The following is a 25,757-nucleotide window of genomic DNA, read 5'->3' as shown; positions in this document are numbered from 1 at the left end:
CCTGGTGGTCGCGGCCCGGTTCGGGCCGCGGCTACCACCAGGGACAGGTATCTGCGTGGCGCCCCCGGTCGCGGTTCGCGGCCTGGGGCGCCCGCCTGTCTCCGCGGTCCCGACTCGGCTGCCCGCGTCAACGGGCCAGGCCGGCCAGCAGGTTCACCGTCACCGCGATGACGAACGCCCCGAACAGGTACGACAGCATCGAGTGCATCAGGACGGTCCGGCGCATCTCCGGGCTGGTCAGGGTGGTGTCGGACACCTGGAAGGTGGCCCCGACGGTGAACGCCAGGTAGGCGAAGTCCACGTAGCACGGTGGCAGTGACTGGTGGAAGTTCACTCCGCCGTCCGGCCCGGTGTAGTAGACCCGCGCGTACCGGGCGGCGAACACGGTGTGCACCACCAGCCAGGAGAGCAGCACGCTGAGCACGCCGGCGGCGCCGTACAGGTCGCGGAGCAGGCCCGGCGGAGTGGTGTCGGCGGTGCCCACCACCAGCAGCACCGCGAGCAGGCTGGCCGTACCGGCGCCGAGCAGCACCACGTCGCGGATCGCCCGGTTGGGGTCCTCGTGGGCGGCCAGCCGGGCGGTCTGCACGCCGTCCAGCGGCCAGATCTTGCGCCACACGATGACGAGCCAGGTCACCGCGGCCACGTCCCAACCAACCAGCGGTGCGAGCGGCGGCGACACCAGGACGCCGAATACGCCCCCCACGGCGAGCCCGACCAGCGCCACCACCGCGATCTGGACCATCGCCGGGGTGTGCCCGTCCGGCGGGCCCGGCCGGGATCCTGCCGCCGTCACCCGCTGCCCGTCGTCGTCCCCCGGCGCGGGTCCGGGCACGGCCGGGTCAGATGCCGCGCAGGTGCTGGGAGACCCGTGGGTGCCGGTCGCGGGCCTGCGCGGCGCGCTGCGACGGGCTCAGCTCGGGGGCGGCCTCGATGCCGGCCGAGCGGGCCACCTCGTTGCCGTTGGCGTAGTCCACCGGCGGCAGCGCCCGCAGCGCGCGCAGCACGTCGGGCGGCGCGCCCTCGCGTTCGGCCTCGCGGATCACGTCGTCCTTCTCGGCCGGGTAGTCCAGGCTCGACAGGTACTGCAGGACGTCGGCGTAGCTCGCCATGGGGTCGGCTCCTCGGGGCATCGATCCGGTCACGACCGGCGGCGGTTACCCGCCCCCCGGCCGGTCACGCCCGGCCGGCGGGGAAATCCGGCCTCCGTTTCCGCCGGCGCGCCGCGGGTACCCGCAGGCTCCGACGCAGCCCGAGGAGTACGCGATGAACTACGACACCTTCGTCGACCAGGTGGCCCAGCGGACCCGAACCTCGTCGGAGCAGGCCGTCACCCTGACCCGGGCCACGCTGGTGACACTGGCGGAGCGGCTGACCGGCGGGGAGGTGCTGGACCTGGCCGCGCAGCTGCCGAAGCCGTTGCAGGTGGTGTTGAAGCCGGGGCCCGGCACCGAGGCGGCGGACCGGTTCGGGGCCGCGGAGTTCGTCGCCCGGGTCGGCGAGCGGGCCGCTGTGGACGAGCCGGCCGCCCGGGACGCCATTCGCGCGGTCCTCACCACGCTGCGCGAGGCGATCACCGGCGGCGAGTTCGACGACGTGGTGGTCCAACTCCCGCGCGACTACCGGGACATGGTCGAGCCGGCCATGGCTCCCGGCGCGACGCTGCGCCGGGGCTGAGCACGGCGGGAGCGCGGAAGCCGTTGACCTGGGCAACCATCGACACGCGTAGGGTGGCCCCGCTTGGCGCACCGTCTGAGCCTGACCTAACCTTGTGCCCACGAGGGGAGTACTTCCCACGAACCATTCCGGTCAGTACGGCGTGCCCGGCACGCCTCGGGTGGTTGCCCACGCAAAGGTGGGTGAAGGAGACCTCGAACATGACACGGTGTTCGAGGAGGCTCCATGACTGAGCTGTCGTACCTTTCCGCCGCCGAGCTGTCGACGGTCGGCACCCCCATGCTCTGGGGGGTGACCATCGCCGGCGTGATCGTGCTGCTGGTGCTGGATTTCCTGGTCACCCGCCGCCCGCACGAGGTCTCACTCCGCGAGGCGCTCGGCTGGTCGGCGTTCTACATCGCCCTGCCGCTGGCCTTCGGCGCCTGGGTCTGGAACCGCTACGGCTCCGAGCTGGGCGTGCAGTACCTGACCGGCTACCTGGTCGAGAAATCGCTCTCGGTCGACAACCTCTTCGTCTTCATGCTCCTGCTGGCCGCCTTCGCGGTCCCGGCGGTGCTCGCCCAGCGGGTCCTGCTCTACGGCATCGCCGGCGCACTCGTGCTCCGCGCCGTCTTCATCGCCCTCGGCGCCGCCGCCCTGGAGACCCTGGACTTCGCCTTCCTGCTCTTCGCGATCATCCTCATCGCCACCGCGGTGAAGCTGCTGCGCGACGCCCTCTCCGGGCACCAGCAGGAGGTGGACATCAACAAGATGCGCTCGGTGCGGCTGCTGCGCCGGTTCATGCCGGTCACCGACGACTACCACGGCACCCGGATGACCATCCGGGACGCCGGCCGCCGGACGCTCACCCCGTTTGCCCTGGTGGTGGTGGCCGTGCTCGCCACCGACGTGGTCTTCGCGGTCGACTCGGTGCCCGCCGTCTACGGCATCACCGAGGACCCCTACCTGGTCTTCGCCACCAACGCGTTCGCCCTGCTCGGCCTGCGCGCGCTCTACTTCGTCCTGCACGCCGCGCTCAGCCGGCTGGTGCACCTCAGCTACGGCCTGGCGATCATCCTGGCGTTCATCGGCCTGAAGCTGGGCCTGCACTGGGCACACGGCATCTGGAAGGGCGTGCCGGAGATCCCCACGCTGGCGTCGCTCGGCGTCATCATCGGCGTGCTGGTGGTCGTCACGCTGACCAGCCTGCGCGCCACCCGTGACCGGCAGCCGGCCGAGCCGGAGGTGGTCGCCGAGCGGCGGTGACGCCGCACCGGCGCGGCCGCCGTCCGACCCGGCGGCCGCGCGCCACGCCCAGACACCAGGCGGTACGGGCGAACGGACCCGTCCGGCCTCCGCGGGTGGTACGACTGACGAGTGGGAATTGTGTCTCCAGGCTTCCAGGGCCGCCCCCGCTCGTCGGAGCCGGCGCTGCCGCCGGGGCAGTACCTGACCCAGGACTTCCCGGTGCTCTCCGCCGGCCCGACGCCGAAGGTGCCGCTGGACACCTGGGAGTTCGTCATCAGCACGGAGACCGGCGCCGAGTACAGCTGGTCCTGGTCGGAGCTGATGTCGTTGCCCCAGGAGACGCCGCACGTCGACATCCACTGCGTCACCCGCTGGTCCAAGCTCGGCACCAACTGGCGGGGCGTCTCGCTGGACACCCTGCTGGAAGGGATCGAGACCGACGCGCACTACGCGCTCGCGCACTCCTACGGCGGCTACAGCACCAACCTGCCGCTGGACGACCTGCGCGGCGGACGGGCCTGGGTGGCGCACACCTTCGACGGCGCCGACCTCCCGGCCGAGCACGGCGGCCCGGCCCGGCTGCTGGTGCCGCACCTCTACTTCTGGAAATCCGCCAAGTGGGTGCGCGGCATCCGGCTTTTGACCTCGGACCGGCCCGGGTTCTGGGAGACCGCCGGCTACCACGACTACGGCGACCCGTGGCGCGAACAGCGGTACCAGGGTGACTGAGGGCGTCGCGGTGAGTGTCCCGGCTCGGGCTCCGCTGACCTGGCGGGTCGCCCGGCTGGTGGAGCGCCGGGTGGAGACCGCCACGGCGCAGACCCTGGTGCTGGAGTTGTCCGACTGGCCGGGGCACCTGCCCGGGCAGCACCTCGACATCCGGCTGACCGCACCGGACGGCTACCAGACCGCCCGGTCGTACTCGCTGGCCGGGCCGGTGGTCGACGGCCCGGGCGGGCCGCGGATCGAGGTGACCGTCCAGCGGGTGCCCGACGGCGAGGTGTCGCCGTACCTGATCGACACCTACGCCGAGGGCGACCCGGTGGAGGTACGCGGGCCGGTCGGCGGCTGGTTCGTCTGGCGCGCCCAGGAGAGCGCGCCCGTCCTGCTGGTCGGTGGCGGCTCGGGCATCGTGCCGCTGATGGCGATGCTCCGGGCCCGCCGGGCGGCCGGCAGCCGCACCCCGTTCCGACTGCTCTACTCGGTACGCACCCCGGACGACGTGATCTACGCCGACGAGCTGCGCCGGCGGGGCCGCGACGACCTCGGCCTGGACGTGGCGTACCTCTACACCCGCCAGGCGCCGGAGGGCTGGCGGGGGGAGCCGCACCGGATCGGGTTGGCCGACGTCAACAGCCACGGCTGGCCGGCCGACCTGGAGCCGGTCAACTATGTCTGCGGCCCGACCGGCTTCGTGGAGACGGTGGCCGACCTGCTCGTCGGGCTGGGACACCAGCCCCGCCGGGTGAAGACCGAACGGTTCGGCCCCACCGGCTGACCGCCGAGGAGACCCCATGACGGAGATGTCCTACCTGGACGGCAACATGCTCGACGGCCCGCTGCGGGAGCTGTTCGCCGTCGACCTCAGCACGGCCACCGGCCAGTGCGAGCACTGCGGGGCCGTCGGACCGATGGCCGCGATCCGCGTCTACTCGCACGCACCCGGCTATGTGGGGCGCTGCCCGAACTGCGCGGAGGTCATGCTGCGGCTGGTCCGCTCGCCTGACTGGGCTCGGCTGGACCTGCGCGGCACCACCTTCCTCCAGGTGCCCATGCCGCTCGACCAGCCGCACCCCGGCCCGCTCTAGGCGGCCCCGTCGCGGGTGTCCGGCGGCGGAACCGGCTGGACAAATCCCACGCCGGGCCGTGAAAGTTGTCCGCCGTGAGATACCTGCGCACCGGCGGGCCCGCCGCCATCCGCCGACCCCGACCGGCCGACGAGGCGGAGTTCCTCGCCGCCGCCCACCGCAGCCGCGAGCTGCATCATCCGTGGCTTGCCGCCCCGGACAGCCCGGAGCAGTACGCGGCCTACCTCAGCAAGATCCGTCGGCGGGACGGCGCGGGCTACCTGATCTGCGATCGGGCCAGCGGCGCCATCGCCGGCTACGTGAACATCAGCGGGATCGTGCTGGGCGCGCTGCGCGGCGGTTACCTGGGCTACGCGGCGTTCCTGCCGTACAGCGGGACGGGGCACGCCACGGCTGGCATCCGGCTGGTGATCGAGCACGCGTTCAGCGCGCTCGGCCTGCACCGGCTGGAGGCGAACATCCAGCCGGGCAACGAGCCGTCCCGGCGGGTGGCCCGCAAGCTCGGCTTCCGGCTGGAGGGATTCTCACCCGACTACCTGTTCATCGACGGGGCGTGGCGCGACCACGAGCGGTGGGCGATCACCGCGGGCTGAGCCGGGGAGGGCCGGCCGATGCCGGCCGGCCCTCCCCGGACGCCGGTGCCCGCGCCGGTCAGCTGCCCGGCCGCGGGAACGCCACCGGACTGCGCAGGCCGTCGCGGCCCACCGCGCGGACGCCGAAGAAGACGTTGTCCTTGGACAGGTCGACGGTCACCCGGGTGACGTCGCCGACCGGAATCACCTTCTGCCACTCGGCGGCGGTGGTCTCCCGCCAGAGCACCTCGTAGCCGGCCAGGTCCGGCTCGTCGCCGCGCTGCCAGCGCAGCGTGGTGTTGTTGGTGAGGTCGGTGGTGACGATGACCGCGCCCTTCGGGGTGCCGGGCGCCTGGGCCAGTGACCAGAGCGCGGCGCCGTTCACCCGGGCGACCCGGGTGATGTACCCGAAGTCGCAGAACTCCGGCAGGTCGCCGTACTGCTGCCCGTCCACCACCCGGACGTCCTGGTGCTGGTGGGCGAAGTCCTCGTGCGGCTCGGTGAACCGGCCGGCCGGCCAACCCTGCTCGAGGAACGAGATGTGGTCGCTGCCGCGCAGGTAGCGGTCCCGGCGGTAGATCACCCGGACCTGCATACCGGTCGCGGAGTTCTCGGCCACATCCGTGACGAAGCGGGCGAGCTGCCGCGACGGGGAGTCGTTCTCCCCGCCCACCGACCGGCGGGTGTTCGCCTCGGCCGGGGTCTCCGCGGTCGGCACGCCCTCGGCGAAGAGCCGTACCGCGCGGGGGTCGCGGGTGCCGTCGTCGGCGGTGCTGCTGCCCACGATGTCGTCGCTGAACATCCCCTGCACGTCCGCGCCGGCCGCCTTGAGCTGCTGGGCCAGGTGGGCCGAGCCGTAGAGGCCCTGCTCCTCGGCGGCCACGGCGGCGAAGACGACGGTGGCCGCGGTGCGCCGGGTGGCCATCAACCGGGCCAGCTCCATCACCACCGCCACCCCGGAGGCGTCGTCGTCCGCCCCCGGCGCGTCGCTGACCGCGTCCATCACGTCGGTGGCCCGGGAATCGTAGTGGCCGGTCACCACGTACGTCCGGTTCGGCGACGTCTCCCCGCGCAGGGTCGCCACCACGTTGGTGATCCGGGTCGGCACCGGGATCCGCGACGCCGGCTGCTGGACATAGGACTGCAGCTCGACGGTCATCCGGCCGCCGGACGCGGCCGCGTACTCCCGCATCCGGTCGTAGATCCAGTCCCGGGCGGCGCCGATGCCGCGCTCCGGGTCGTCCTGGGCGGAGAGGGTGTGCCGGGTGCCGAAGGCGGCCAGCCGGCGCACGATCGCCTCGATTCGGCGCTGGTCGACCGCGCGGAGCAACTCGCGCAGCTCGCGGTCCGGTGACTGGGGGCGGGCCGGCCGGCCGGGACCGGCCGGCGTGCTGCTGCCGGTGGCGCCGGCCGGATCGGCGAGGGCGGGTACGGCCACCGTGGCGGCGGTGGCGGCGGTGGCTGCGGTGGCGGCGGTGGCTGCGGACAGGAAGGTGCGGCGGGTGGACCTCGTGGGTCGGGCGCCGCTGTCGTCAGTTCCCATGACGGCAACCTCACCATTGACGGCCGTCGGTGTCCATATCGTTCGGCGTGGATGGGCTGAGGTTTCACCCGGTGCGGGTGATGCCGGCCCCGCCGCTGCTTCCTACCGTGGAGGGATGGCTGCCGCACGCCCGACGCCCGCGGACCCCATGCCCGGCGCGGTCACCGCAGGCGAGAGCGGTGACCAGCGGGCGATGCCGCCCGAGCTGGGCCCGAACTCGATGGCCGTGCTGAGCGGCCCCACCTTCATGTACTCCGACCCGGTCGGCGACGTGCCGCCGGGAAGCATCGGCGGGCTGGTGCACCTGGACACCCGGCTGATCAGCGGCTGGGTGCTGTCGGTCAACGGGGGCCGGCTGCTGGAGCTGGCTTCGGACACGATCGACCACTACTCGGCGCAGTACGTGCTGACCAACCCCGACCTGCCCGGTCTGCCGGTGAACAGCCTGGGGGTCCGTCGGTTGCGTTACGTCGGTGACGGCTTCCACGAACGGGTCACGATGATCTCGTTCTCACCCGAGTCGGTCCAGGTCGAGCTGCGGCTCGCCGTCGACGCCGACTTCGCCGACCTGTTCGAGGTCAAGTCGGGGGTCCGCGACCGGTCGTCGCGGATCGTCCGCCGGCACGCCGCCGACGGCTCCGAGCTCTGCTTCTGCTACGAGCGTGACGGGTTCGCCGCGCAGACCCGGGTGTGCGCGCAGACGCGGGCGGACCGGGTCGAGGGTGACGAGTTGGTGTGGACGTTCACCCTCCAACCGCAGCAGGAGTGGGAGCTCGACCTGCACGTGCCGTTGCCGCCCGGGATGGGGGTGGTGGAGCCGGTCCGTGGCGACATCGCCGACGTGATCCACCGCCGGGCCGACGACCCGCTGCGCCGGTGGGCGGAGGAGCGGGCGGTGCTGCGCAGCGACAACGACGCGCTGGAACGGACGGTGCGCCAGTCCCGCGACGACCTGGCGGCGCTCCGGCTCGACCTGGAGGTCAAGGGCCAGCGGATCATGCTGCCCGGGGCAGGGCTGCCCTGGTTCCTCACCGTCTTCGGCCGGGACACGCTGATCACCGCCTACCAGACTCTGATCGCCGGCCCCACGCTGGCTCGTGGGGCCCTGCTGGCGCTGGCCCGGTTGCAGGGCGAGACCTGCGACGACTTCACCGACGAGGAGCCAGGCAAGATCATGCACGAGGTGCGCAGCGGCGAGCTGACCCGCACCGGGCAGAAGCCGTACGGACCGAACTACGGCACGGCGGACGCCACCCAGCTCTGGCTGATCCTTCTCTCGGAGTACTGGCGGTGGACCCGGGACGACGAGACCGTCCGGTTCCTGCGCGAACACGCGCTCGCGGCGCTGCACTGGATCGACCACTACGGCGACCGGGACGGCGACGGCTACGTGGAGTACGCCACCCGCTCGCCGGAGGGGCTGGGCAACCAGTGCTGGCGGGACTCGCCCGACGGTGTCTGCTTCGCCGGCGGCGGCATCCCGGAGCTGCCCATCGCCACCAGTGACCTGCAGGGCTACGCCTACGACGCGAAGCTGCGGCTGGCCGAGCTGGCCGACGGGCCGCTCGCCGACCCGGAGCTGGCCCAGCGGCTGCGTAGCGACGCGGCCCAGCTGTACGAACGGTTCAACCGGGACTTCTGGATCGAGGAACGGGGGGGCTTTTACGCCGTCGGGCTGGACGCCGACAAGAACCCGATCGACTCGAAGACCTCGAACATGGGGCACCTGCTCTGGAGCGGCATCGTGCCGCCCGAGCGGGCCGACGCCGTGGTCCGGCAGCTGATGGCGGACGACATGTTCTCCGGCTGGGGCATCCGCACCCTGTCCCGGGAGGAGCGGCGGTACAACGCCATCGGCTACCACCTCGGCACCGTCTGGCCGCACGACAACTCGCTGGCGGTGCTCGGCCTCGCCCGGTACGGCTTTCGGGCGGAGGCGAACCAGATCAGCCTGGCGCTGCTGGCGGCGGCCGAGCAGTTCGGCTACCGGCTGCCCGAGGCGCTGGCCGGTTTCCCCCGGTCCCGGGTCATCCGTCCGGTGGCGTACCCGACCGCGTGCAGCCCGCAGGCATGGGCCACCGGCACCCCGCTGGCCCTGGTCCGGGCGATGCTCGGCCTGGAGCCGGTCGACGGCAAGCTGCTGATCGACCCGGACATCCCTGCCGAGCTGGGCCGGATCAGCGCCGAACGGGTCCGGGCCTTCGGCCACCGCTGGGAGCTGGAGGCGGTCGGCAACACCGGCTACGTCCGGCTCTCGCCCGGCTGAGGCCACGTTTGTCCCGGCTTTCGGCGGGAACGGGTCCGCAATGACGAAACCTCGTGTGGTGATCGTGGGGGCCGGGTTCGCCGGTTACCACGCGGCGAAGACGTTGAGCCGGCTGGCCGGCAACCGCGCCGAGATCGTGGTGCTGAACTCGACCGACTACTTCCTCTATCTGCCGCTGCTGCCCGAGGTGGCGGCCGGCGTGGTCGAGCCGACCCGGATCTCGGTGCCGCTCACCGGCACGCTGCGCGGGGTCCGGGTGGTGATCGGTGAGGCCGACGAGGTGGACCTGCAGAACCGGTGGGTCGGCTTCACCCAGCCGGAGGGGGACCGCAACCGGCTCGCGTACGACCGGCTGATCCTCGCCGTCGGCAGCGTCAACAAGCTGCTGCCGATCCCCGGCGTGACCGAGTACGCCCACGGCTTCCGGGGCCTGCCCGAGGCGCTCTACCTGCACGACCACGTGGTCCGCCAGATCGAGCTGGCCGAGCAGGCCGAGGACCCGGCGGAGCAGCAGGCCCGGTCCACCTTCGTGGTGGTGGGCGCCGGCTACACCGGGACCGAGGTGGCCGCGCACGGGCAGCTCTTCACCGACGCGCTGCACGCCCAACGGCCCCGGCTCACCGTGCGCCCCCGGTGGATGCTGCTCGACGTGGCGCCCCGGGTGCTGCCCGAGCTGGACAAGCGGATGTCGGACACCGCGCACCGGGTGCTCGAACGACGCGGCGTGGACGTGCGGATGGGCACGTCGGTCGCCGAGGCCACCGCGGACGGCGTCAAGCTCACCGACGGCGACTACGTCCCGACCTGCTCGCTGGTCTGGTGCGTCGGGGTACGCCCCGACCCGTTCGTGGCCGAGCTGGGCCTGCGCACCGAGCGGGGCCGGCTGGTGGTCGACGAGTACCTGACCGTGCCCGGCTTCCCGGAGGTGTACGCCTGCGGCGACGCGGCGGCGGTGCCCGACGTGACCCGCCCCGGGCAGGTGTGTGCGATGACCGCGCAGCACGCCCAGCGGCAGGGCAAGCTGGCCGCGCACAACATCGCCGCCTCCTACGGCAAGGGCCGCCGCCGGCCGTACAAGCACCACGACCTGGGTTGGGTGGTCGACCTGGGTGGCAAGGACGCGGCGGCGAACCCGCTGCAGCTCAACCTGGCCGGCCTGCCGGCGAAGGCGGTCACCCGCGGCTACCACCTGCTGGCCATGCCGGGCAACCGGGCGCGGGTCAGCGCCGACTGGGTGCTCGACGCGACCCTGCCCCGCCCGGCCGTGCAGCTCGGCCTGGTCCCGGCGAACGCGGTGCCGCTGGAGAGCACCACCCCCGAGGTTGTCGTCCGAGGTCGCTGAGCGACCGCACAACGGTACGGGTGGCCGAGCGGCCACCCGTTTTCCGTGCCGTCAGGCGGGCGGCGGGGCCGTCAGGCCGGCGGTGGGGGACGGCGGATCGGGGCGTACTCGCGCAGCAGGATCTGCACGATGCCCGCAGCCGGGATGGCCAGCAGCGCCCCGACCAGGCCGGCCAGATTGGCCGCGAGCAGCACGCTGACCAGCACGGTCAGCGGGTTGAGTCGGACCGCCCGGGCCAGGATGATCGGCTGGAGCACGTGGTTCTCGAACTGCTGGTAGACCACGAAGAAGACCAGCACCACGATGCCGGCGGTCGGCGAGTGCAGGAACCCGGCCCCGGCCGCGATGACCGCGCCGAGGGTCGCGCCGACCAGGGGGATGAGGTCGGCGATCGCGACCAGCAGGGCGATCACCGCGGCGAACGGCACCCCGGTCACCAGCAGCACCAGGAAGGTCAGCAGGCCGCAGATGACACTGATCAGCAGGTTGCCGGTGAGGTAGCCGGTGACCGTGCGGGAGATCTCCCGGCCGATCCGCCGCCACCGCTCCGCCCGGGCGTCCCCACCCGCGGCCAGCACCGCGCCGGTGATCCGCGGCGACTCCAGCACCATCAGGTACGCCAGCACGATCACCGTCACCAGGCCGGCGACGCCTTCCACCACACCGCGCAGCACCCCGACCGCCGGGGTGCGCAGCCGCTCGCCGTACTGGCGGAGCTGGTCGGAGTGGTTCGCCAGATAGTCCCGCAGCCCGACCCGGTCGAGCAGCCGCCCCACCGGGCCGCGCCCGGCTCGGGCGTCGCGCAGCAGCTCCGGGGCGCGCTCGGCGAACCGGCTCAGCTCGTCGACGAGCGGAGCGATGATCACCGCGGCGAGCGCCGCGAGCACGATGAAGGTGGCCACGAAGACCAGCAGCGTGGCCAGCGCGCGGTGCCGGACCCGCCACCGTTGCAGCCGGTCGACGAGGGGCTTGAGCGCGACGGCGAAGAACGCCGCGACGACGATCCAGACCAACACCCGGCGGGTGGCGTACACCAGGGCCAGCGCGAGCACGGTCGCCAGCGCCAGCCCGATGACGATCAGCGTCCGGCGGGCCGTCGTCCGGTCGTCGGCGTTGCTCATCCGGCGCGGCTACCCGCGCGGCGGCCTTGGAAACCCGTCGGTGTCGGTGGCCGGCCGGGCGCCGACCACGAAGTCGTCCAGCGCCTTTCCGTGCAGCACGCCGCCGGGCACCCGGTCGCGGGCGGCGGCCGTCGCCAGCCGGGCGACCGGCAACCGGTCCGGGCGCAGCGCGGCGGCGAGCACCACGTTGCCGTATCGCCGACCGCGCAGCATCCGCCGGTCGGCGACCAGGCAGACGTCGGCGAAGACCGCGCGCAGGGTGGCCACGTGTACCCGGGTGCTCACCAGCGGCGGCAGGTCGGTGAGGTTCACCAGGTGGATGCCGTCCGGCCGCAGCGTGCGGGCCACCTCGGCGGCGAACTCGACGGTGCGGACGTGACCGGGCATCCGGGCCGCCCGGTAGATGTCGGCGAGCACCAGGTCGTACTGCCCGGCGGGGGCGGTGGTGACCGCGGCGCGGGCGTCGGAGAGTTCGACGCGTACCTCGGGCGGGAGGGCCGGCAGCTCCCGGCTGACCAGTTCGACCACCGCCTCGTCCCGCTCGACGACCAGTTGTGCCGAGCCCGGCCGGCTGGCGGCCAGATAGCGGGGCAGGGTCAGCGCGCCGCCGCCCAGGTGCAGCGCGGAGAGCGGGGTGCCCCCGGTCGCCGCCAGGTCGGCCACCGCGGCCATCCGCCGCACGTACTCGAAGTGCAGGTAGCGGGGGTCAGCGATGTCCACGTAGGACTGTTCGACGCCGCCGGCGAGCAGCAGCCGCCCGGTCCGCCGCGCCGGGTCGGCGACCAGCTCAAGCCGGTCGGCGGCGGATTCCATGGCGGGCACGGTAGCCGGTCACCGGCGGGGCGCCGGCGGTGGGACCGGCGGGCCGGGGTGGTGGCCCACCGGTCCCGCGCCGTCAGCCGCCGGCCATCCCGGCGCCGGCCTCGTCGATCGCGGCGTCGATCCGCCGGGCGAGGTCGAGGTCCAGCGCGGTGACCGCGTCGGCCTGCCGGGACCGTACGGTCAGCACGGCCGCGGTCGGGCCGGGCCGGCCGATCGTCGGCACCCGTCCGGTCTCCTGCCGGAGCTGCTCGATGCGATCCAGCACCCGGTCGAGGTTGTCCGGGGGCAGCGCGATGACCCGGTACAGCTGGGTGTTGTCGCCGGACCAGTAGGGCATGTCGTCGAGCGCCGCCGCCAGTTCCGCCTCGGTGAGCGGAGGCGTCGAGGTGCTCGCGCCGACCACACCGCCGCCGACGGCCGGCGGTTGCAGCAACTCGCGCAGGTCGTCCGGGACGTTCAACGACTCGATCAGGTCGCCGTCGGCCGCGGCGAGCGCCGCGAGCGTCGCCTCGACCTGGTAGCGGGCCTGCTCCGGGGTGTTGCCGCTGATCCGGCCCACCTCGGCCAGGAAGCCGGGCAGATCATGCCGGCGCTCGATGCCGTCGATCGGCACCACGTCGTGCAGCGACTGGGGCACCGCCGAGAGCAGCCGACGGCGGGCGCCCTCGTCCAGCGCGAACGCCAGGACCAGCACCGTCGCCTCGGCCCCCACCTTGGCCGTCCGGAAGTCGACACCGGAGCGGCGCCGGACGTCCTCGACGAGGTCCTGATAACCCATCGACTCGGTTCCGCCCGCGTTCACCCCGGGTGCCAGTTGTGGCCGGGGATTCGCCGGTGTGCCGGTCTGCGGCGGGGACGGTCCGCCTCGGGCCGGGTCCGGCTTGTGTCGGCTGCCGGCCGGCGGCGGCCCGGCGCGCTTGCCCTGGTCGAGGTGAGTGAGCTGCTTGGAGGCGCTCAGGCTGACGCCCGTCTCGCTGGGTTGGCGGCCCTGTTCGCGGGCCTGCCGCGCGAGCGCTCGGCGGCGTTGGTTGTCGCCCTCCATCTGCTTGCGCATGGTGACACCCCTTCCGCTGGGGATCCGTGGTTCCGCCGGTCGCCTTCCCGGCGCCGCCGGGAAGGTAACGGGCGCCGCCGCCCGGGCCCGGCGCGCCGGGCCGGCGGCTTCATCCGGCGCGGGTGAGGGGCGCTCACCCGTCCGGCCCGCACGATCAGCTGAGGACCGGAGTTCTTCCGAGGTACGCGGAAGGAAGGTCGACATGAAGCGGATCGTCGAGATCGTCCCGGCCCGGCCGGGTTGGTACGCCCGCTGGCGCCTCACACCCGAGGCCACCCGCTGCTACCCGGTGAGCCTCTGGGCACTGCTGGAGGAGGCCGACGGCACCGGCCGTGAGGTGATCGGCGTCGACTGCATCGGCCAGTGGCCCGGAGCGGACGACAACGAGGCCGGTGGGGAGTTCGTCCGTTATCTGTTCCAGACGCCGGATTCCGGGCCACCCGAGGATGCCGAGCCGCCGCTGTCGGCCACCGAGCGGCGCGCCGACGGGCCGCGACTGCAACCGGTCACCGCGCAGTAGACCCTGTTCCGGCCCCCGACCCCTGGTCCCAGGGTCGGGGGCCACCCCGTCTGACCGGGCTCGGCCCGGTCGGTCAGCCGATGGCCCGCAGTTCGCCGTCGGACGCCCGCGCCACGGCCAGCAGCTCGGCGAGGCCGGTGCGGTCCAGCAGCTGCTGGAGCTGTGGGCTGACCCCGGTCAGCCGGATCGGGTTGGTGCCGGCGCGGTGCGCCACGAGGAACGCGCTCAGCCCGGAGGAGTCGCAGAGGTCGACCCGGCTCAGGTCGATCACCAGCTGCTGGCAGCCTTGCTGGCGCAGCTCGGCGGCGGCCGAGATGAGCTGCGGCGCGGTGTCGAAGTCCAGGTCACCGGTGAGCGTCAGCCGGGCGGTTGCGGCGTCGAGCCGGCTCACCTCGATGGTCAACAACTGCGCGGGCACGTCACCTATGTTCGCAGCCCTGCGCCGTACCGCAAAGTGGGGGCGGCCGGTGGCGGTCAGGCGCTGGCGGCCGGTCGGTGCGGCGCTGCCCGGGTCTGCGTAGCGGGCCGGGCGAGCAGGCCCGTGACGCCGGTCAGGTCGAGGATCGCGGCCAGGAAGCGGGGGACTGCGCGCAGCTCGATGCTGGTGCCCCCGTCCTGGCCGGTGCGCCAGGCGTAGACGATCACGGCGAGGCCGGTGCTGTCGATGAAGAGCAGGTCGGCGAAGTCCAGGACGATCACCGACGGGGCGTCGGCGAGGACGCGCCCGATCTCCTCGCGCAGCGGGGCGGTGGTGGCGTAGGCCAGGTCGCCGCCGACCCGGATCAGTGGCGCCTGCGGATCCGACCGGTCGACGGAGAAGCTCAGCGGTGCCGGCTCGGGTGTCCGCCCGTGGAATGTCACACTCACGCCTCTCCGCAGGCTGTCTGTCGCCCGGATCGTAACAATCCCGGACGGCCGCCGCCCGGTGGCCGACGGCCGGCCTGCACGGCGCTGGGGTGGCGGTTCGTACACACCGGCGTAGGGTGGACCGTGGGATTTGACCGTGAACGCCGGTTCCCGGCGGGCTGCGCGACGACGAGGAGTGGGGCTTAGCTGGTGACTGCTGCCGACGTCAGGGGCTTCGACCCGGGCGACGGGCGGATCTCCACGCCGAGTGGCGTACGGGCCTCGGCGCGGACGCCAGTGTCCGGCCGTCCCCCACGTGTGCTGCCGCCGCTGGCCCGCGACCGGCCACTCGCCGCCGAGTGGTCCGAGGTCGTCGAGCACTTCCGGGAGGGTCTGATCGTCTGCGACGCCGACGGCGTCGTACGGCAGGTCAGCCCGGTGGCCGAACGCCTGTTGCCGGAGGTCGTGCCCGGTGTCCCGCTCGCCGCTGCCGGCCTGCCCGGCCTGGTCGGTGAACCCGATCCCGCCGGCTTCGCGCACCGGTCCCGTCGGCTGAAGGCCCGACAGGTGCCGCTCTCCGGCGGCCGCTGCTGCTGGTACGTCGAGGACTTCACGGAGAGCGTGAGCCGCGCCGACGCCCTGCTCGCCGAGCGCGCCCGCTCGGCCTTCCTGGCCGTGGTGGGGGAGAAGCTCGGCAACCCGCTGCACCCGGACCGCGCCTCGGCGGCGGTGGTCCGCCTCGCCGTGCCCACCCTCGCCGACGTGGCGGTGCTGGTGCTCGCCCCACGCGCCGGACGGGCCCGCTGGTGGCGGGCCTCCCGGGCCGACGACGAGACGCCGGTGGTGGACAGCGGTGTGCTGGCCGGGCCCGACCTGCCCGCGGCGATCGCGGAAGGGCTGGCCGGGGTCGAACCGCACGCGGTCGACTGGCTGGTCGAGCAGGCGGCCGAGGCCGGCTGGCTGCCCGGCCTGGCGGCACCCGAGGCCGATGCCCGGGTGGTGCCGCTGCCCGGCACGGACGCTCCGGCCGGAGTGCTGCTGGTCGCCCGCCGGGCCTCCCGCTGGTACGACGAGGCCGACGTCGACCTGCTCCGGGCGTTCGCGTCGCGGGGCGGCGCCGCGCTGACCACGGCGCTGCTCTACCGCGACCAGGCCGAGGTCGCCGACACGCTGCAGGCCAGCCTGCTCCCGGTGGAGCCGGCGGAGGCCGCCGGTGTGCAGTGGGGCACCGCCTACCGGCCCGCCCAGGCGGGGCTGCGCATCGGCGGCGACTTCTACGGCTCGCACCGGCTGCCCGACGGCGGCTCGGTGTTCTTCCTCGGTGACGTCTCCGGCAAGGGGGTGGAGGCGGCCGTCTTCACCGGCCAGCTGCGGCAGTGCCTGCATGCGCTGCACCGCGTCGAGTCGCAGCCGAGCCGGTTGCTCGGTCTGCTCAACGACGCCTTGCTGGAGACGACCCAGGCGCACGGGCAGGGCCGCTTCGCCACCCTGGTGCTCGGGGTGGTCCGCCCGCACCGCGACGGCGGACTGACCCTCACCATGGCCGGCGGTGGGCACCTGCCGCCGCTGGTGCTGCGCGGCACCGGCGAGGTCGAGACGGTGCCGCTGCGCGGCATGCTGATCGGGGTGGTCCCGGATCCGCGGGTCGGCGAGGTGACCGTGCGGCTGGCGCCCGGCGAGACGTGCCTGCTCTACAGCGACGGCGTGACCGAGGCCCGCGGTGGTCGCCACGGTGACGAGCAGTTCGGGCCGGAGCGGCTGGTCAACACGCTGGCCGGCTGTCACCGCATGCCGGCGCCCGCCCTGGCCGAGCGGATCGAGCAGGTCACCTGCGACTGGCTGGGGCACGGTGACCACGACGACATCGCGGTGCTGGCGTTGCGCGCGGTCGGCCCGTCCGGCCGGGCGTCCCGCCACCTGCACTCGGTGCCCGCCCCCGGCGGACCGAACGCGGCAGGGGAGAGTCGACCGTGAGCGCACCGGCGACCGAGGCGGGCCCGGCCCACGCCTACCCCGGCTACCTCGACAGCCTCGCCGAGGCCGACGAGTACGCCGCGATCGAGCTGGCGTTGGGCCTGCTGGAGCGCGGCGTGCCCGCCGAGCGCGTACTGCTGGATCTGGTGGCGCCCGCGCAGGCTGAGGTGGGGGAGCGCTGGGCGCGTAACGAGTGGAGCGTCGCCCAGGAGCATGCCGCGACCCACATCAGCGAGCGGGTGGTGGCCGCCGTCGCCGGGCACGCCAACCCGCGGCCGACGCGCGGCCGGATCGTGGTGGCGTGCATGGACGGTGAGTGGCACGCCCTTCCGCCCCGGCTGGTCGCCGAGGTGCTCCGGCTGCGTGGCTGGCAGGTCACCTTCCTCGGGGCCAGCGTCCCGGCCGCGCACCTGGTGTCTTATCTGCACCGGTACGACGCGCACGCGGTCGCGCTGGCCTGTGCGCTGCCGATGCGACTGCCGCACGCGCATCGGATGATCGAGGCGTGTCGTCGCTCCGACGTGCCGGTGGTGGTCGGTGGGCGGGGTTTCGGCGTCGACGGCCGCTGGGCCCGCCGGCTCGGGGTGGCGTGGTCCCCGGACGCTCCGGCGGCCGCCGACCTGATCGCCGACGAGAGGGCGCTGCGCCGGGTCCCGCCGGCCCAGCTGTCCCACCTGGCCGACGACGAGTACCCGAGTCTGGTCCGGCGGCGTGCCGAGCTGATCGACGGCGCGCTGGCCGACCTGCGGGACCGGGTGCCGGCCACCCGGTCCTACACGCCGGCGCAGCTCGACTCGACGGTCAGCGACCTCGGCTACATCGTGGACTTCCTGGGCGCGGCGCTCTATGTGGACGACGCCTCGCTGTTCACCGAGTTCGTCGAGTGGCTGGTTGCCATCCTGACCCACCGGGGGGTGCCGGCCGCCGCGATCGGGCTGACCCTGGAGCACTACGGCCGGGTGCTGCGTGACTACCCGCGTGCGGCCGGTTACCTGGGTCGGAGCCGGGTTCTGGTGGGTGCGGCGGACGGCTGACGCGGCGATGAGCCCGCCTCGCGCCCTGCTTATACTTGCTCCACTGCAAACGTCCTGACTGCGGGGAGCGAGGAGGAGCACGGTGACCTTCACCGTCACGTACGCCGACCGCGACGGTGGCGGCGCCTACCTGCGCCTCGCCGGGGAGCTGGACATGAGCACCGCGCCGCAGCTCAACGCCGCGATCGACCGGCTCACCGCGGCCGGCGAGCGCCGCCTGCTGGTGGACCTCAGCGAGCTGAGCTTCTGCGACTCGACCGGTATCGCCGCCTTCGTCCGAGGGGACAACCAGGCAGCCGCCGACGGCGGGTGGCTGCGGGTGACCGGGGCCAGTGGCCGGGTGGAGCGGGTGCTCCGCCTCACCGGTCTGGCCGAGGTGCTGAGCTACGAACCGGACAACGCCGACCCGGCCTCGCAGATCGTCCCGTGATGGGCTAGATTTCCCCGCCAGCACGTGACCGCGTAGTCCCGTTCCCGCCGACCCGAGGCAGGTAGCTCATGGGCGCAGACAGCCCGAACCCGGTCCGCATTCTCGTGGTGGACGACGACCCGGGCGACGTGCTCATGATCGAGGAGGCGCTCGGGGAATCCGACGTCGACAAGGTCATCGACGTGGTGAGCGACGGCGAGGAGGCGATGGAGTTCCTCCGCCGCGAGGGGCGCCACGCCGACGCGGTCCGGCCCGACGTGATCCTGCTCGACCTGAACATGCCGCGCAAGGACGGGCGGCAGGTGCTCGGCGAGGTCAAGCAGGACGAGGACCTGCGCACCATCCCGATCGTCGTGCTGACCACCTCGAACGCCGACACCGACATCGTGGGCAGCTACACGCTGCAGGCCAACGCGTACGTCACCAAGCCGATCGACCTGGACGACTTCAACGACGTGGTGCACCGGATCGACGAGTTCTTCGGCCGGGTGGTCGTGCTTCCCAAGCGCTCCTGAGCGCTTCTGCCGGCCGCGGGCGGCATTGTCCACCTCGGGGCGCCGGTGACGGCCGATCGGCACGCACGGACGCGCTGGCCGCCCGGATGCTGAACATTTTTCCCGAACCTCCGCGAGACCGCACCGAGCGGTCGAGGATCCAGGTGGGGAAGAATTACCAGCTGCCTGGGGGCGAGAGTATGAGGTTCTCCGTCGTTGAGATCGGCTACGACCAGCGGCAGGTCGATTCCTGCCTGGACGAGCTGGGAGTCCGGTTGACCCGGCTCGCGGCGCTGGCGGAGGGCGTCGCGGGCGTTGCGGGCGCCGGTCGGGAGTGGGACCGGATCCGACAGGAGGCGGGCGGGCTCTGCGGTCTGCTGCGGCGGCTCGACCTGGACGACGCGGCGGTGGTGGGGCGCAACGCGGGTGGGATCGAGCGGGAGGCGACCGAGATCCTGGCCCGGGCCCGGATCGAGCTGGACGCGGCCCGCGAGGAGGCCCGGCAACTCCGCGAGCAGGCGTACGCCGAGGCGGTGCAGGCGCGCCGGGACTTCGAGGCGGCGCTGTACGCCCGTCGGCGGCGGGAGGAGCGGGCGGACGAGATCCTCAGCGGGGTGAGCGTCGAGCCGGTGCCCGCCGACACCCCGACGGCGGCGGCCGGTACGAGCGGGGTGCCCGCGACCCGGGTGGCCGCCGGTGGGCCGGCGGTGGAGCCACCGGGTGGGCGTGACGGGGCCCGGGTGCGCTGACCCCCGCGACGCCTCGGCTCAGGTGAGCGCCTCGACCACGGTGGTCGCCCGCTCCTCGTGCTGGGCGTACGCGTCGGGGAACGCGGAGACCTGCACGGACTGGGCCGCCATGGTCAGACTCATGTCCTGCCAGCCGGGGATCTTGAGCAGCGCGAGGTAGAAGGCCTGCGCCGCGAACGCGGGGCGCATCAGCTCGGCGACGGTGCCCCAGCCGCTGCTGGGCCGCTGCTGGAAGAGCCCGACGGAGTCGTGGTCCCAGCCGATGGCCTGGTGCGGGTAGTCCTGCGACTCGGGCAGCACGCCGCTGGCGTAGTTCAGCAGGGTGCTCTCCTGCATCGCCGTGGCGACCGCGATGATCATGCCCTGCTTGGGCACGTCGAGCTTGCGGCCGACGTCGACGATCACCTTCGCGTTGTCCATCTGCACCTGGGTGAGCCCGGCGACCGGTCGGGGCCGGCTCGGCTTCTTGGGCTTCTTCGGCGCCTTGCGGGTGACCGTGGGGCTGGGCTTCACGGTGGGGCTGGGACTGGCGCTGGGACTGGCCGGGGTGGGGGACGCGGTGCGCTCCAGCGATCGGGAGGCGCGCTCGTCGGCCAGCGCGGCCCGGTCCGCCACCGCCTCGGCCAGCGGCGCGCCCTGGTCGCCGGTCCCGGCCCGGGTGGCGGCGTATCCGGCGAAGCCGAGGCAGCAGGTGACGCCGGTGGCGAGGGCGACCCGCACGGGGGTGGACGTCAGCAGCGCCCGGGGGCCGCGCCGCTGCGGCTCGGCGACGCGATGCCGACCGATCGTCCGTTCGGTGGATGCGGGGTCGGCGGGACGGTTCGCCTGGTCGGCAGCGGGCAGGTTCTGGTCGGAGGGGTCGTCGGGATGCACCCGCCGAGGCTAGAAAGTCGATGGCGTCTTGCCATCCGCCTGGTTGGTGGCATGCGTCACAATTTGCCACCATCGGGGGTGTAATTGCCCCCAGCGTTCAACGAAGGTGACCAAGCGCTCAGAACGGGTATTACGGTTATTACCGAAACGTCAGCCTGAGCGGGACAGATGGGTGATCTTGGTCGAGTGGTACGTCGCTTCACCGCTCCTCCCCTGAACGGCCGAGGGCGTGTTCGTCCGTACGGTGGATCAGGGGTTGGGTCGGGCGGGCCGCGCCGCCGCCGCGGTGGCCTGCTGGCCGCGGCGGCGGTGCTGCTCGCCGCGGTGCTGGCCGGGCACCGTGCGGTGCCCAACGTTCACGGGCTGGGCAGTCTGCTGGACAGCGTGACCCCGCTGCTCGGAATCGGCGTGCCGCTGCTCGCCCTGGCCGCGCTGCTGCGCCGCTCGCGCCTCGCGCTGATCGCGGTGCTGCTGCCCGCCACCGTCTGGGCGGCGCTCTACGCCGGCGCCTGGCTGCGGCCGAGCTCGGCGGGCGGCAGTGCCGGCCTGCGGGTCGCCAGCCAGAACCTGCGCGCCGGCAACCCGGACCCGGCGGCCACCGTGCGCGCCCTCGCCGCGGCCCGCGCCGAGCTGATCGCCCTGCAGGAGGTCGCCGACGACGAGCGGGTGACCGGCGCGCTGCGCGAGAGCCACCCGCACCGGGCGGCCGTGTCCACGGTCGCGCTCTACAGCCGCTACCCCATCCGGGAGCGGGCCGGGGTGGACACCGGCCTCGGCTGGACCCGGGCGTTGCGCGCCGTGGTCGCCACTCCGACCGGTGACCTCACGGTCTACGTGGTCCACCTCGGCTCGGCGCGGGCCGGCGACACCGCCGTGCGCGACCAGACGGTCGCCGAGCTGGCCGCCCGGGTGCGCGCGGACCCGGCCCCGCGCCTGGTCGTCCTCGGCGACCTGAACACGGCGAGCACCGACCGGGTCTTCGCGCCGCTGGCCCGGCTGCTCGCCGACGCGCAGGCCGAGGCCGGCCGGGGCCTCGGGTTCACCTGGCCCGCCCGGGTCCCGGTGACCCGCCCGGACCACGTGCTCTACCGGGGGCTCACGGCGACCTCGGCGGGGGTGCTGCGTACCCCGGCCAGCGACCATCGGGCGGTGACCGCGAGCTTCCGCTGGTGACGGGGACCGCCGGCGGCGCCGGCGGTACGGCTCAGTGCCGGCCGTTCTCCGCCGGCGTGACGGTCAGCCGGTGCCGGCTGTTGTCACCACTGGAGAAGGGCCAGAGCCGGTCGGCATACTCGCACAGCTCAGCCAGCTGCTGCCGGCTCAGCCCCGCCGAGGCGATCGAGGCGTGCACATCCGCCCGGTACCGGCCGTCGTCGTCGCGCCCGAGCTTCGCCTCGGCCCGTACCTGGACCGTGTGCGACTCGTCGGTGATCTCACCGGCCGCCTCGACGGCCGCGTGGTGCAGGCAGGACGCGAACGCCGCGGCGAGCAGCTGTTCGGGTCGTAGCCCGGTGCAGTGCGCCGCCAGCGGGGACGCCAGCGCGGTGGAGAGCCCCCCGTCGTCGGTGCGTACGTGTCCGCCCTCAGCGGTCGCGGCGGCCTCGTGCAGCCAGGAACTCGGATCCGGCATCGCGTTCCTCCCGTCCTCACCGGCCCGGCTACCCGGCCCCCGCCCGGTGAAACCGGCCCCGGCGGCGGGTCAGCGCTCGGTGGCCGCCACCGACCAGTCGGCCATCGGTGCGGCCGCGGTGGCCTCGGTCGCGGCCCGCTCGGTCCACGCGGACACCGGCGCCCGGCGCGGTCGGGGGGTCGCCGGCAGGTGCATCGGCACGTATACCCGGGCGTCCACCGCCTCGGCCAGCAGCAGCGCGGCGATCAGGCTGGTCGGCCGCTCGGCCGGCTCATCGGCCAGGCAGCGGGCGCACAGCTCGACCACCTCCGGCGGCAGCCCGTCGATCTCGGGCAACGGCTGCGGCGGCTGCTGTCGGCGCGCGACGAGCAGCTCGCCGGCGGACTCCGCCGGGTAGGGCAGCCGCCCGGTCAGGCAGTAGTAGAGCAGGACGCCGAGGGCGTACATGTCGGCCGCCGGCGAGGCCGGCGCCCGGTCGAGCTGCTCCGGGGCGAGGTACGCCGGAGTGCCCACCACGATCCCGTCCGGCGCGCAGTCCGCGGACCCGGTGGCGGTGGCGATGCCGAAGTCGAGCACCTTGACCCCGGCCGGGGTGAGGATGACGTTCGCCGGCTTGACGTCACGGTGCACGATCCCGTGGGCGTGCGCGGCGGCCAGCGCCGCGCAGACCTCCGCGCAGACCCGCACCGCGATCCGCCAGTCCAGCGGCCCGCCGCGCAGGTGCGCGGCGAGCGTCTCCCCCTCGGCCAGTTCCATCACGATGTACGGCATCCGGCGATCGGGCAGGGTCGCGCAGGTGCCGAAGTCGTGCACGCTGGCCACGTTCGGGTGCACCAGCCGGGCAGCCGAGCGGGCCTCGGTGCGGATGCGCTCGACCGAGGTGTCCTGGCCGTCCTGACCGGGGGAGAGCAGCTTCACCGCGACCGGCCGGTCCAGCACCACGTCGTGGGCGCGCCACACCTCGGACATCCCACCCACGCCGATGCGCTGTTCGAGCTGGTACCGCCCGTCCAGCGTGCGCATCTGCCGGCTCCTCGTCCTCGTCGTGCCCGCCCATCCCCCGTGGGACGTCTGTGGTCGTCGGTACCCGGCCTCCGATCAGGGCAAACCGCCTTGATCATCAGCCGGCGGTCGGGGACGCGGTGCCGGCGCTGCGGCCGTCCGGCGGGTGCGGTAACTTGCCAGCCAGGGTCGATGTCACCGAGGGTGTCGGCCTGAACACCGAGGGGAGCGGCGATGAGCGTGACCGTACGGTTCGTCGGTGGGCCGGCCCATGACCTGGTCCGGGAGCTGCCCGCCGGGCCGGACGGCGCACCGCCGCCGCGCTGGATCATGCGGCACCCACGGGGCGGCGGCGGGCCGGTCGAGGGCGGCCCGGACCACCTCTACGAACGCGAGACCTCGGACGGCAGCGGCACCTGGACGATGCGCTTCGTGCGCACCGACCCGCTCGGCGTCTCCGAGTAGGCGCAGCGTTGTCGCCGCACAGCGGGCACACAGGTTCCGCAGGGGCGCGGCACAGGAAACCCGCCCACTATGGGGGCATGATCATGGACGCGCAGGGCCGCATCGAACTGCGCCGCCCCGACGGTGAGCCGGTCCGGGTGCTGGTGGTCGACGACGAACCGACGCTCACCGACCTGCTGTCGATGGCGCTGCGCTACGAGGGCTGGCAGGTGCGCAGTGCCGGCAACGGGATGGCGGCGCTGAGCACGGCGCGGCAGTTCCAGCCCGACGCGGTGGTGCTCGACGTGATGCTGCCCGACCTGGACGGCTTCCAGGTGCTGCGCCGGTTGCGCGAGCAGGCGCCCACCGTCCCGGTGCTCTTCCTGACCGCCCGCGACGCGGTGGAGGAGCGGATCGCCGGGCTGACCGTGGGCGGCGACGACTACGTGACCAAGCCGTTCAGCCTCGAGGAGGTGATCGCCCGGCTGCGGGCGCTGCTGCGCCGCTCCGGGTTCGCGGTCGCCGCGCGGGAGGAGGCGGTGCTCACCGTCGGCGACCTCAGCCTCGACGAGGACAGCCACGAGGTACGCCGCGGCGGGCAGTTGGTCACCCTCACCGCCACCGAGTTCGAGCTGCTGCGTTACCTGATGCGCAACCCGCGCCGGGTGCTCAGCAAGGCGCAGATCCTCGACCGGGTCTGGAACTACGACTTCGGCGGGCAGGCCAACGTGGTCGAGCTCTACATCTCGTACCTGCGCAAGAAGATCGACGCCGGCCGGGAGCCGATGATCCACACGCTGCGCGGCGCGGGGTATGTCCTCAAACCGGCCGAGTGACGCCCGGCCACGCGCCGGTGCGCTGCGCCGCCGGCTGGCCGGTTGGTCGTTGCGTACCCGGCTGGTGCTCGCCCTGGTCGCCCTGCTGGCGCTGGTCAGCGTGGCGATCGGTGGGCTCACCACGGTGGCGCTGCGGCACTTCCTGATCGACCGGGTCGACGCCCAGCTGGCCCCCACGGCGATGGGTCGCGGCGACCGTCCGTGGCGCGCGCCGCCGGACGAGCGCGTGGAGATCCCACCCGGCCTGCCGCCCGGGTCGGTGGTCGCCGTCATCGCCGGCGGTCAGGTGACCGCCGCCCGGACCCAGACCGGCAACCTTCCCGGTGGTGAGGCGATCGCGGTCGGCGAGGTCTCGGCGTTGACCCGACTGCCGGTCGGGGGTACGCCCCGCACGGTTGACCTGGGCCAGCGCGGTGACTACCGCGCGGTGGCCCGGCAGTGGCCCAGCGGCCGGGTCCAGGTCGTCGCGCTGCCGCTGGCCGAGGTGCGGGAGACCGTCTGGTGGATGGTCGCCGCGCAGGCCGCGGTGGCCGCCGCCGGGCTGCTCGTCGCCGGTGGTCTCGGCGCGTTGATCGTCCGGGCCACCCTGCGTCCGCTGCGTCGCGTCGCCGCCACCGCCGCCCGGGTCAGCGAGCTGACGCTCGACCGGGGCGAGGTGGCGCTCTCCGAGCGGGTGCCCGAGCCGGACACCGACCCGCGTACCGAGGTGGGCCAGGTCGGCGCCGCGCTGAACCGGATGCTCGGGCACGTCGCCGCCGCCCTCGCCGCCCGGCAGGCCAACGAGACCCGGGTCCGCCAGTTCGTCGCCGACGCCAGCCACGAGCTGCGTACGCCGCTCGCGGCGATCCGGGGGTACGCCGAGGTGGCCCGCCGGGGCCGCGACCGGGTGCCGCCGGACGTCGCGCACGCGTTGCGCCGGGTGGAGTCGGCGAGCACCCGGATGACCAGCCTCGTCGACGACCTGCTGCTGCTGGCCCGGCTCGACTCCGGACGGCCCCTCGCCGTCGAGCCGGTGGACCTCTCCGCCCTGGTGGTGGACGCGGTCAGCGACGCGCACGTGGCCGGCCCCGACCATCGCTGGCAGCTGGACCTGCCGGAGATGGTGATCCTGGTGCCCGGCGACCCCGCCCGGCTGCACCAGGTGCTGGCGAACCTGTTGGCCAACGCCCGGGTGCACACCCCGCCGGGCACCACCGTCACCGTCACCCTGCGCGCCGAGCCGGACGCCGCCGTGCTCAGCGTCGCCGACGACGGGCCGGGCGTGCCGCCGGAGCTGCAACCGGAGGTCTTCGAACGGTTCGCCCGGGCCGACAGCTCGCGCTCGCGCGAGCACGGCAGCACCGGCCTGGGCCTGGCCATCGTGGCGGCAGTGGTGGAGGCGCACCACGGCGCGGTGGCCCTCGACAGCCGGCCCGGCCGGACGGTGTTCACCGTGCGGCTGCCGAATCCCACAGCCGGCGCATAGCCGGCGCACGGGGGTTGGCCAGGCCGGC

General features: G+C 73.8%; 29 protein-coding genes. 18 read left to right on the top strand and 11 right to left on the bottom strand.

The features are described 5' to 3' along the window. Positions 1-127: 127 nt before the first annotated feature. Both ACIP9D_RS01085 and ACIP9D_RS01080 read right to left on the bottom strand, forming a co-directional pair. A complete protein-coding gene (locus ACIP9D_RS01085; RefSeq protein WP_350876713.1) occupies positions 128-835 on the bottom strand; it encodes a DUF1345 domain-containing protein in 708 nt (235 codons plus the stop codon). A 7-nt stretch (positions 836-842) separates the two neighbouring features. Continuing rightward, positions 843-1,112, bottom strand: a complete 270-nt coding sequence (locus tag ACIP9D_RS01080) for a DUF2795 domain-containing protein (RefSeq protein WP_350876711.1) — start codon at positions 1,110-1,112, stop codon at positions 843-845. Positions 1,113-1,266: 154 nt separating this feature from the next. On the opposite strand from ACIP9D_RS01080, the gene ACIP9D_RS01075 reads away from it, so the two are divergent. The 6 genes from ACIP9D_RS01075 (at position 1,267) to ACIP9D_RS01050 (ending at position 5,305) form a co-directional block, all read left to right on the top strand. Next, positions 1,267-1,677: a DUF2267 domain-containing protein gene (locus ACIP9D_RS01075; protein WP_350876709.1), complete on the top strand. Its 411-nt coding sequence runs from the start codon at positions 1,267-1,269 to the stop codon at positions 1,675-1,677. A gap of 225 nt (positions 1,678-1,902) precedes the next feature. After that, a complete protein-coding gene (locus tag ACIP9D_RS01070) occupies positions 1,903-2,922 on the top strand; it encodes a TerC/Alx family metal homeostasis membrane protein (RefSeq protein ID WP_350876707.1) in 1,020 nt (339 codons plus the stop codon). 120 nt (positions 2,923-3,042) lie between these two features. Next, positions 3,043-3,633, top strand: a complete 591-nt coding sequence (locus ACIP9D_RS01065; RefSeq protein WP_350876705.1) for a sulfite oxidase-like oxidoreductase — start codon at positions 3,043-3,045, stop codon at positions 3,631-3,633. Beyond that, positions 3,626-4,402 carry a ferredoxin reductase gene (locus ACIP9D_RS01060; protein ID WP_350876703.1) on the top strand — a complete coding sequence of 259 codons (777 nt, stop codon included), beginning with the start codon at positions 3,626-3,628 and terminating at the stop codon, positions 4,400-4,402. Before ACIP9D_RS01065 ends, ACIP9D_RS01060 begins: the two co-directional genes overlap by 8 nt. A gap of 16 nt (positions 4,403-4,418) precedes the next feature. Continuing rightward, the gene (locus tag ACIP9D_RS01055; RefSeq protein WP_350876701.1) at positions 4,419-4,712 is read left to right on the top strand and encodes a DUF6510 family protein; all 294 of its coding nucleotides are present in this window, start codon (positions 4,419-4,421) and stop codon (positions 4,710-4,712) included. Between the two features lie 74 nt (positions 4,713-4,786). After that, the gene (locus tag ACIP9D_RS01050; RefSeq protein ID WP_350876699.1) at positions 4,787-5,305 is read left to right on the top strand and encodes a GNAT family protein; all 519 of its coding nucleotides are present in this window, start codon (positions 4,787-4,789) and stop codon (positions 5,303-5,305) included. A gap of 58 nt (positions 5,306-5,363) precedes the next feature. Here the strand turns inward: ACIP9D_RS01050 and ACIP9D_RS01045 are convergent, their stop codons facing one another. After that, positions 5,364-6,827, bottom strand: coding sequence for a M20/M25/M40 family metallo-hydrolase (locus ACIP9D_RS01045; RefSeq protein ID WP_350876697.1), 1,464 nt, complete (start codon positions 6,825-6,827; stop codon positions 5,364-5,366). 115 nt (positions 6,828-6,942) lie between these two features. On the opposite strand from ACIP9D_RS01045, the gene ACIP9D_RS01040 reads away from it, so the two are divergent. Together ACIP9D_RS01040 and ACIP9D_RS01035 are read left to right on the top strand one after the other, a co-directional pair. Then, entirely contained in the window at positions 6,943-9,093 is a 2,151-nt protein-coding gene (locus tag ACIP9D_RS01040) for a glycogen debranching N-terminal domain-containing protein (protein WP_350876695.1), read from the top strand. A gap of 40 nt (positions 9,094-9,133) precedes the next feature. Continuing rightward, complete coding sequence (locus tag ACIP9D_RS01035) at positions 9,134-10,435, top strand: NAD(P)/FAD-dependent oxidoreductase (protein WP_350876694.1); 1,302 nt, start codon at positions 9,134-9,136, stop codon at positions 10,433-10,435. A 71-nt stretch (positions 10,436-10,506) separates the two neighbouring features. Here ACIP9D_RS01035 and ACIP9D_RS01030 read toward each other — a convergent pair whose 3' ends face one another. From ACIP9D_RS01030 to ACIP9D_RS01020, 3 genes are all read right to left on the bottom strand, one after another. Next, the gene (locus ACIP9D_RS01030; protein ID WP_350876692.1) at positions 10,507-11,556 is read right to left on the bottom strand and encodes an AI-2E family transporter; all 1,050 of its coding nucleotides are present in this window, start codon (positions 11,554-11,556) and stop codon (positions 10,507-10,509) included. A gap of 9 nt (positions 11,557-11,565) precedes the next feature. Next, positions 11,566-12,369 (bottom strand): fused MFS/spermidine synthase, encoded by an 804-nt coding sequence (locus ACIP9D_RS01025; RefSeq protein WP_350876691.1) that lies wholly within the window; start codon positions 12,367-12,369, stop codon positions 11,566-11,568. An 82-nt stretch (positions 12,370-12,451) separates the two neighbouring features. Beyond that, complete coding sequence (locus tag ACIP9D_RS01020) at positions 12,452-13,432, bottom strand: DUF2267 domain-containing protein (protein ID WP_350876688.1); 981 nt, start codon at positions 13,430-13,432, stop codon at positions 12,452-12,454. A gap of 202 nt (positions 13,433-13,634) precedes the next feature. Here ACIP9D_RS01020 and ACIP9D_RS01015 point away from each other — a divergent pair, with 202 nt between their 5' ends. Beyond that, positions 13,635-13,952, top strand: coding sequence for a hypothetical protein (locus ACIP9D_RS01015; protein WP_350876686.1), 318 nt, complete (start codon positions 13,635-13,637; stop codon positions 13,950-13,952). Positions 13,953-14,025: 73 nt separating this feature from the next. Here ACIP9D_RS01015 and ACIP9D_RS01010 read toward each other — a convergent pair whose 3' ends face one another. Together ACIP9D_RS01010 and ACIP9D_RS01005 are read right to left on the bottom strand one after the other, a co-directional pair. Next, a complete protein-coding gene (locus tag ACIP9D_RS01010) occupies positions 14,026-14,370 on the bottom strand; it encodes an STAS domain-containing protein (protein ID WP_350876684.1) in 345 nt (114 codons plus the stop codon). Between the two features lie 56 nt (positions 14,371-14,426). Beyond that, complete coding sequence (locus ACIP9D_RS01005) at positions 14,427-14,819, bottom strand: STAS domain-containing protein (protein ID WP_350876682.1); 393 nt, start codon at positions 14,817-14,819, stop codon at positions 14,427-14,429. A gap of 189 nt (positions 14,820-15,008) precedes the next feature. Between ACIP9D_RS01005 and ACIP9D_RS01000 the strand changes: the two genes are divergently transcribed. From ACIP9D_RS01000 to ACIP9D_RS00980, 5 genes are all read left to right on the top strand, one after another. Continuing rightward, entirely contained in the window at positions 15,009-16,772 is a 1,764-nt protein-coding gene (locus ACIP9D_RS01000) for a SpoIIE family protein phosphatase (protein WP_350876680.1), read from the top strand. Further along, entirely contained in the window at positions 16,769-17,806 is a 1,038-nt protein-coding gene (locus tag ACIP9D_RS00995; RefSeq protein WP_350876678.1) for a cobalamin-dependent protein, read from the top strand. The genes ACIP9D_RS01000 and ACIP9D_RS00995 overlap by 4 nt, the downstream gene beginning before the upstream one ends. Positions 17,807-17,888: 82 nt before the next feature. After that, positions 17,889-18,236 (top strand): STAS domain-containing protein, encoded by a 348-nt coding sequence (locus ACIP9D_RS00990; protein ID WP_350876676.1) that lies wholly within the window; start codon positions 17,889-17,891, stop codon positions 18,234-18,236. Positions 18,237-18,304: 68 nt separating this feature from the next. Continuing rightward, positions 18,305-18,751: a response regulator gene (locus ACIP9D_RS00985; RefSeq protein WP_350876674.1), complete on the top strand. Its 447-nt coding sequence runs from the start codon at positions 18,305-18,307 to the stop codon at positions 18,749-18,751. 179 nt (positions 18,752-18,930) lie between these two features. Beyond that, the gene (locus ACIP9D_RS00980) at positions 18,931-19,479 is read left to right on the top strand and encodes an ATPase (RefSeq protein ID WP_350876672.1); all 549 of its coding nucleotides are present in this window, start codon (positions 18,931-18,933) and stop codon (positions 19,477-19,479) included. Between the two features lie 18 nt (positions 19,480-19,497). On the opposite strand, the gene ACIP9D_RS00975 is transcribed toward ACIP9D_RS00980, so the two are convergent. Further along, positions 19,498-20,352: a hypothetical protein gene (locus tag ACIP9D_RS00975; RefSeq protein WP_350876670.1), complete on the bottom strand. Its 855-nt coding sequence runs from the start codon at positions 20,350-20,352 to the stop codon at positions 19,498-19,500. Between the two features lie 309 nt (positions 20,353-20,661). Here ACIP9D_RS00975 and ACIP9D_RS00970 point away from each other — a divergent pair, with 309 nt between their 5' ends. Beyond that, entirely contained in the window at positions 20,662-21,525 is an 864-nt protein-coding gene (locus tag ACIP9D_RS00970) for an endonuclease/exonuclease/phosphatase family protein (protein WP_350876668.1), read from the top strand. A 31-nt stretch (positions 21,526-21,556) separates the two neighbouring features. On the opposite strand, the gene ACIP9D_RS00965 is transcribed toward ACIP9D_RS00970, so the two are convergent. Together ACIP9D_RS00965 and ACIP9D_RS00960 are read right to left on the bottom strand one after the other, a co-directional pair. Then, positions 21,557-21,982 (bottom strand): OsmC family protein, encoded by a 426-nt coding sequence (locus ACIP9D_RS00965; protein ID WP_350876666.1) that lies wholly within the window; start codon positions 21,980-21,982, stop codon positions 21,557-21,559. Between the two features lie 69 nt (positions 21,983-22,051). Beyond that, positions 22,052-23,005, bottom strand: coding sequence for a serine/threonine-protein kinase (locus tag ACIP9D_RS00960; RefSeq protein WP_350876664.1), 954 nt, complete (start codon positions 23,003-23,005; stop codon positions 22,052-22,054). 213 nt (positions 23,006-23,218) lie between these two features. On the opposite strand from ACIP9D_RS00960, the gene ACIP9D_RS00955 reads away from it, so the two are divergent. From ACIP9D_RS00955 to ACIP9D_RS00945, 3 genes are all read left to right on the top strand, one after another. Next, the gene (locus tag ACIP9D_RS00955) at positions 23,219-23,449 is read left to right on the top strand and encodes a hypothetical protein (RefSeq protein WP_350876662.1); all 231 of its coding nucleotides are present in this window, start codon (positions 23,219-23,221) and stop codon (positions 23,447-23,449) included. A 77-nt stretch (positions 23,450-23,526) separates the two neighbouring features. Then, entirely contained in the window at positions 23,527-24,264 is a 738-nt protein-coding gene (locus ACIP9D_RS00950) for a response regulator transcription factor (protein ID WP_350876660.1), read from the top strand. Beyond that, positions 24,242-25,729 carry an ATP-binding protein gene (locus tag ACIP9D_RS00945; protein ID WP_400449116.1) on the top strand — a complete coding sequence of 496 codons (1,488 nt, stop codon included), beginning with the start codon at positions 24,242-24,244 and terminating at the stop codon, positions 25,727-25,729. Before ACIP9D_RS00950 ends, ACIP9D_RS00945 begins: the two co-directional genes overlap by 23 nt. Positions 25,730-25,757 lie beyond the last annotated feature (28 nt).

It is taken from the genome of Micromonospora sp. NPDC093243, assembly GCF_044753725.1.
Classification (GTDB): domain Bacteria; phylum Actinomycetota; class Actinomycetes; order Mycobacteriales; family Micromonosporaceae; genus Micromonospora.
Note: the sequence above shows the minus strand (reverse complement) of the source record. Positions and strands in the feature narration are given on the sequence as shown.

Excerpts from the sequence above, each read along its gene's own strand:
- ACIP9D_RS00955 (WP_350876662.1), top strand. The coding sequence starts at position 23,219 with ATGAGCGTGACCGTACGGTTCGTCGGTGGGCCGGCCCATGACCTGGTC.
- ACIP9D_RS01035 (WP_350876694.1), top strand. The coding sequence starts at position 9,134 with ATGACGAAACCTCGTGTGGTGATCGTGGGGGCCGGGTTCGCCGGTTAC.
- ACIP9D_RS01025 (WP_350876691.1), bottom strand. The coding sequence starts at position 12,369 with ATGGAATCCGCCGCCGACCGGCTTGAGCTGGTCGCCGACCCGGCGCGG.
- ACIP9D_RS01030 (WP_350876692.1), bottom strand. The coding sequence starts at position 11,556 with ATGAGCAACGCCGACGACCGGACGACGGCCCGCCGGACGCTGATCGTC.
- ACIP9D_RS00985 (WP_350876674.1), top strand. The coding sequence starts at position 18,305 with ATGGGCGCAGACAGCCCGAACCCGGTCCGCATTCTCGTGGTGGACGAC.
- ACIP9D_RS01055 (WP_350876701.1), top strand. The coding sequence starts at position 4,419 with ATGACGGAGATGTCCTACCTGGACGGCAACATGCTCGACGGCCCGCTG.
- ACIP9D_RS00965 (WP_350876666.1), bottom strand. The coding sequence starts at position 21,982 with ATGCCGGATCCGAGTTCCTGGCTGCACGAGGCCGCCGCGACCGCTGAG.
- ACIP9D_RS00950 (WP_350876660.1), top strand. The coding sequence starts at position 23,527 with ATGATCATGGACGCGCAGGGCCGCATCGAACTGCGCCGCCCCGACGGT.
- ACIP9D_RS01045 (WP_350876697.1), bottom strand. The coding sequence starts at position 6,827 with ATGGGAACTGACGACAGCGGCGCCCGACCCACGAGGTCCACCCGCCGC.
- ACIP9D_RS01075 (WP_350876709.1), top strand. The coding sequence starts at position 1,267 with ATGAACTACGACACCTTCGTCGACCAGGTGGCCCAGCGGACCCGAACC.
- ACIP9D_RS01080 (WP_350876711.1), bottom strand. The coding sequence starts at position 1,112 with ATGGCGAGCTACGCCGACGTCCTGCAGTACCTGTCGAGCCTGGACTAC.
- ACIP9D_RS01020 (WP_350876688.1), bottom strand. The coding sequence starts at position 13,432 with ATGCGCAAGCAGATGGAGGGCGACAACCAACGCCGCCGAGCGCTCGCG.
- ACIP9D_RS00960 (WP_350876664.1), bottom strand. The coding sequence starts at position 23,005 with ATGCGCACGCTGGACGGGCGGTACCAGCTCGAACAGCGCATCGGCGTG.
- ACIP9D_RS01015 (WP_350876686.1), top strand. The coding sequence starts at position 13,635 with ATGAAGCGGATCGTCGAGATCGTCCCGGCCCGGCCGGGTTGGTACGCC.
- ACIP9D_RS01040 (WP_350876695.1), top strand. The coding sequence starts at position 6,943 with ATGGCTGCCGCACGCCCGACGCCCGCGGACCCCATGCCCGGCGCGGTC.
- ACIP9D_RS00980 (WP_350876672.1), top strand. The coding sequence starts at position 18,931 with ATGAGGTTCTCCGTCGTTGAGATCGGCTACGACCAGCGGCAGGTCGAT.
- ACIP9D_RS00945 (WP_400449116.1), top strand. The coding sequence starts at position 24,242 with ATGTCCTCAAACCGGCCGAGTGACGCCCGGCCACGCGCCGGTGCGCTG.
- ACIP9D_RS01070 (WP_350876707.1), top strand. The coding sequence starts at position 1,903 with ATGACTGAGCTGTCGTACCTTTCCGCCGCCGAGCTGTCGACGGTCGGC.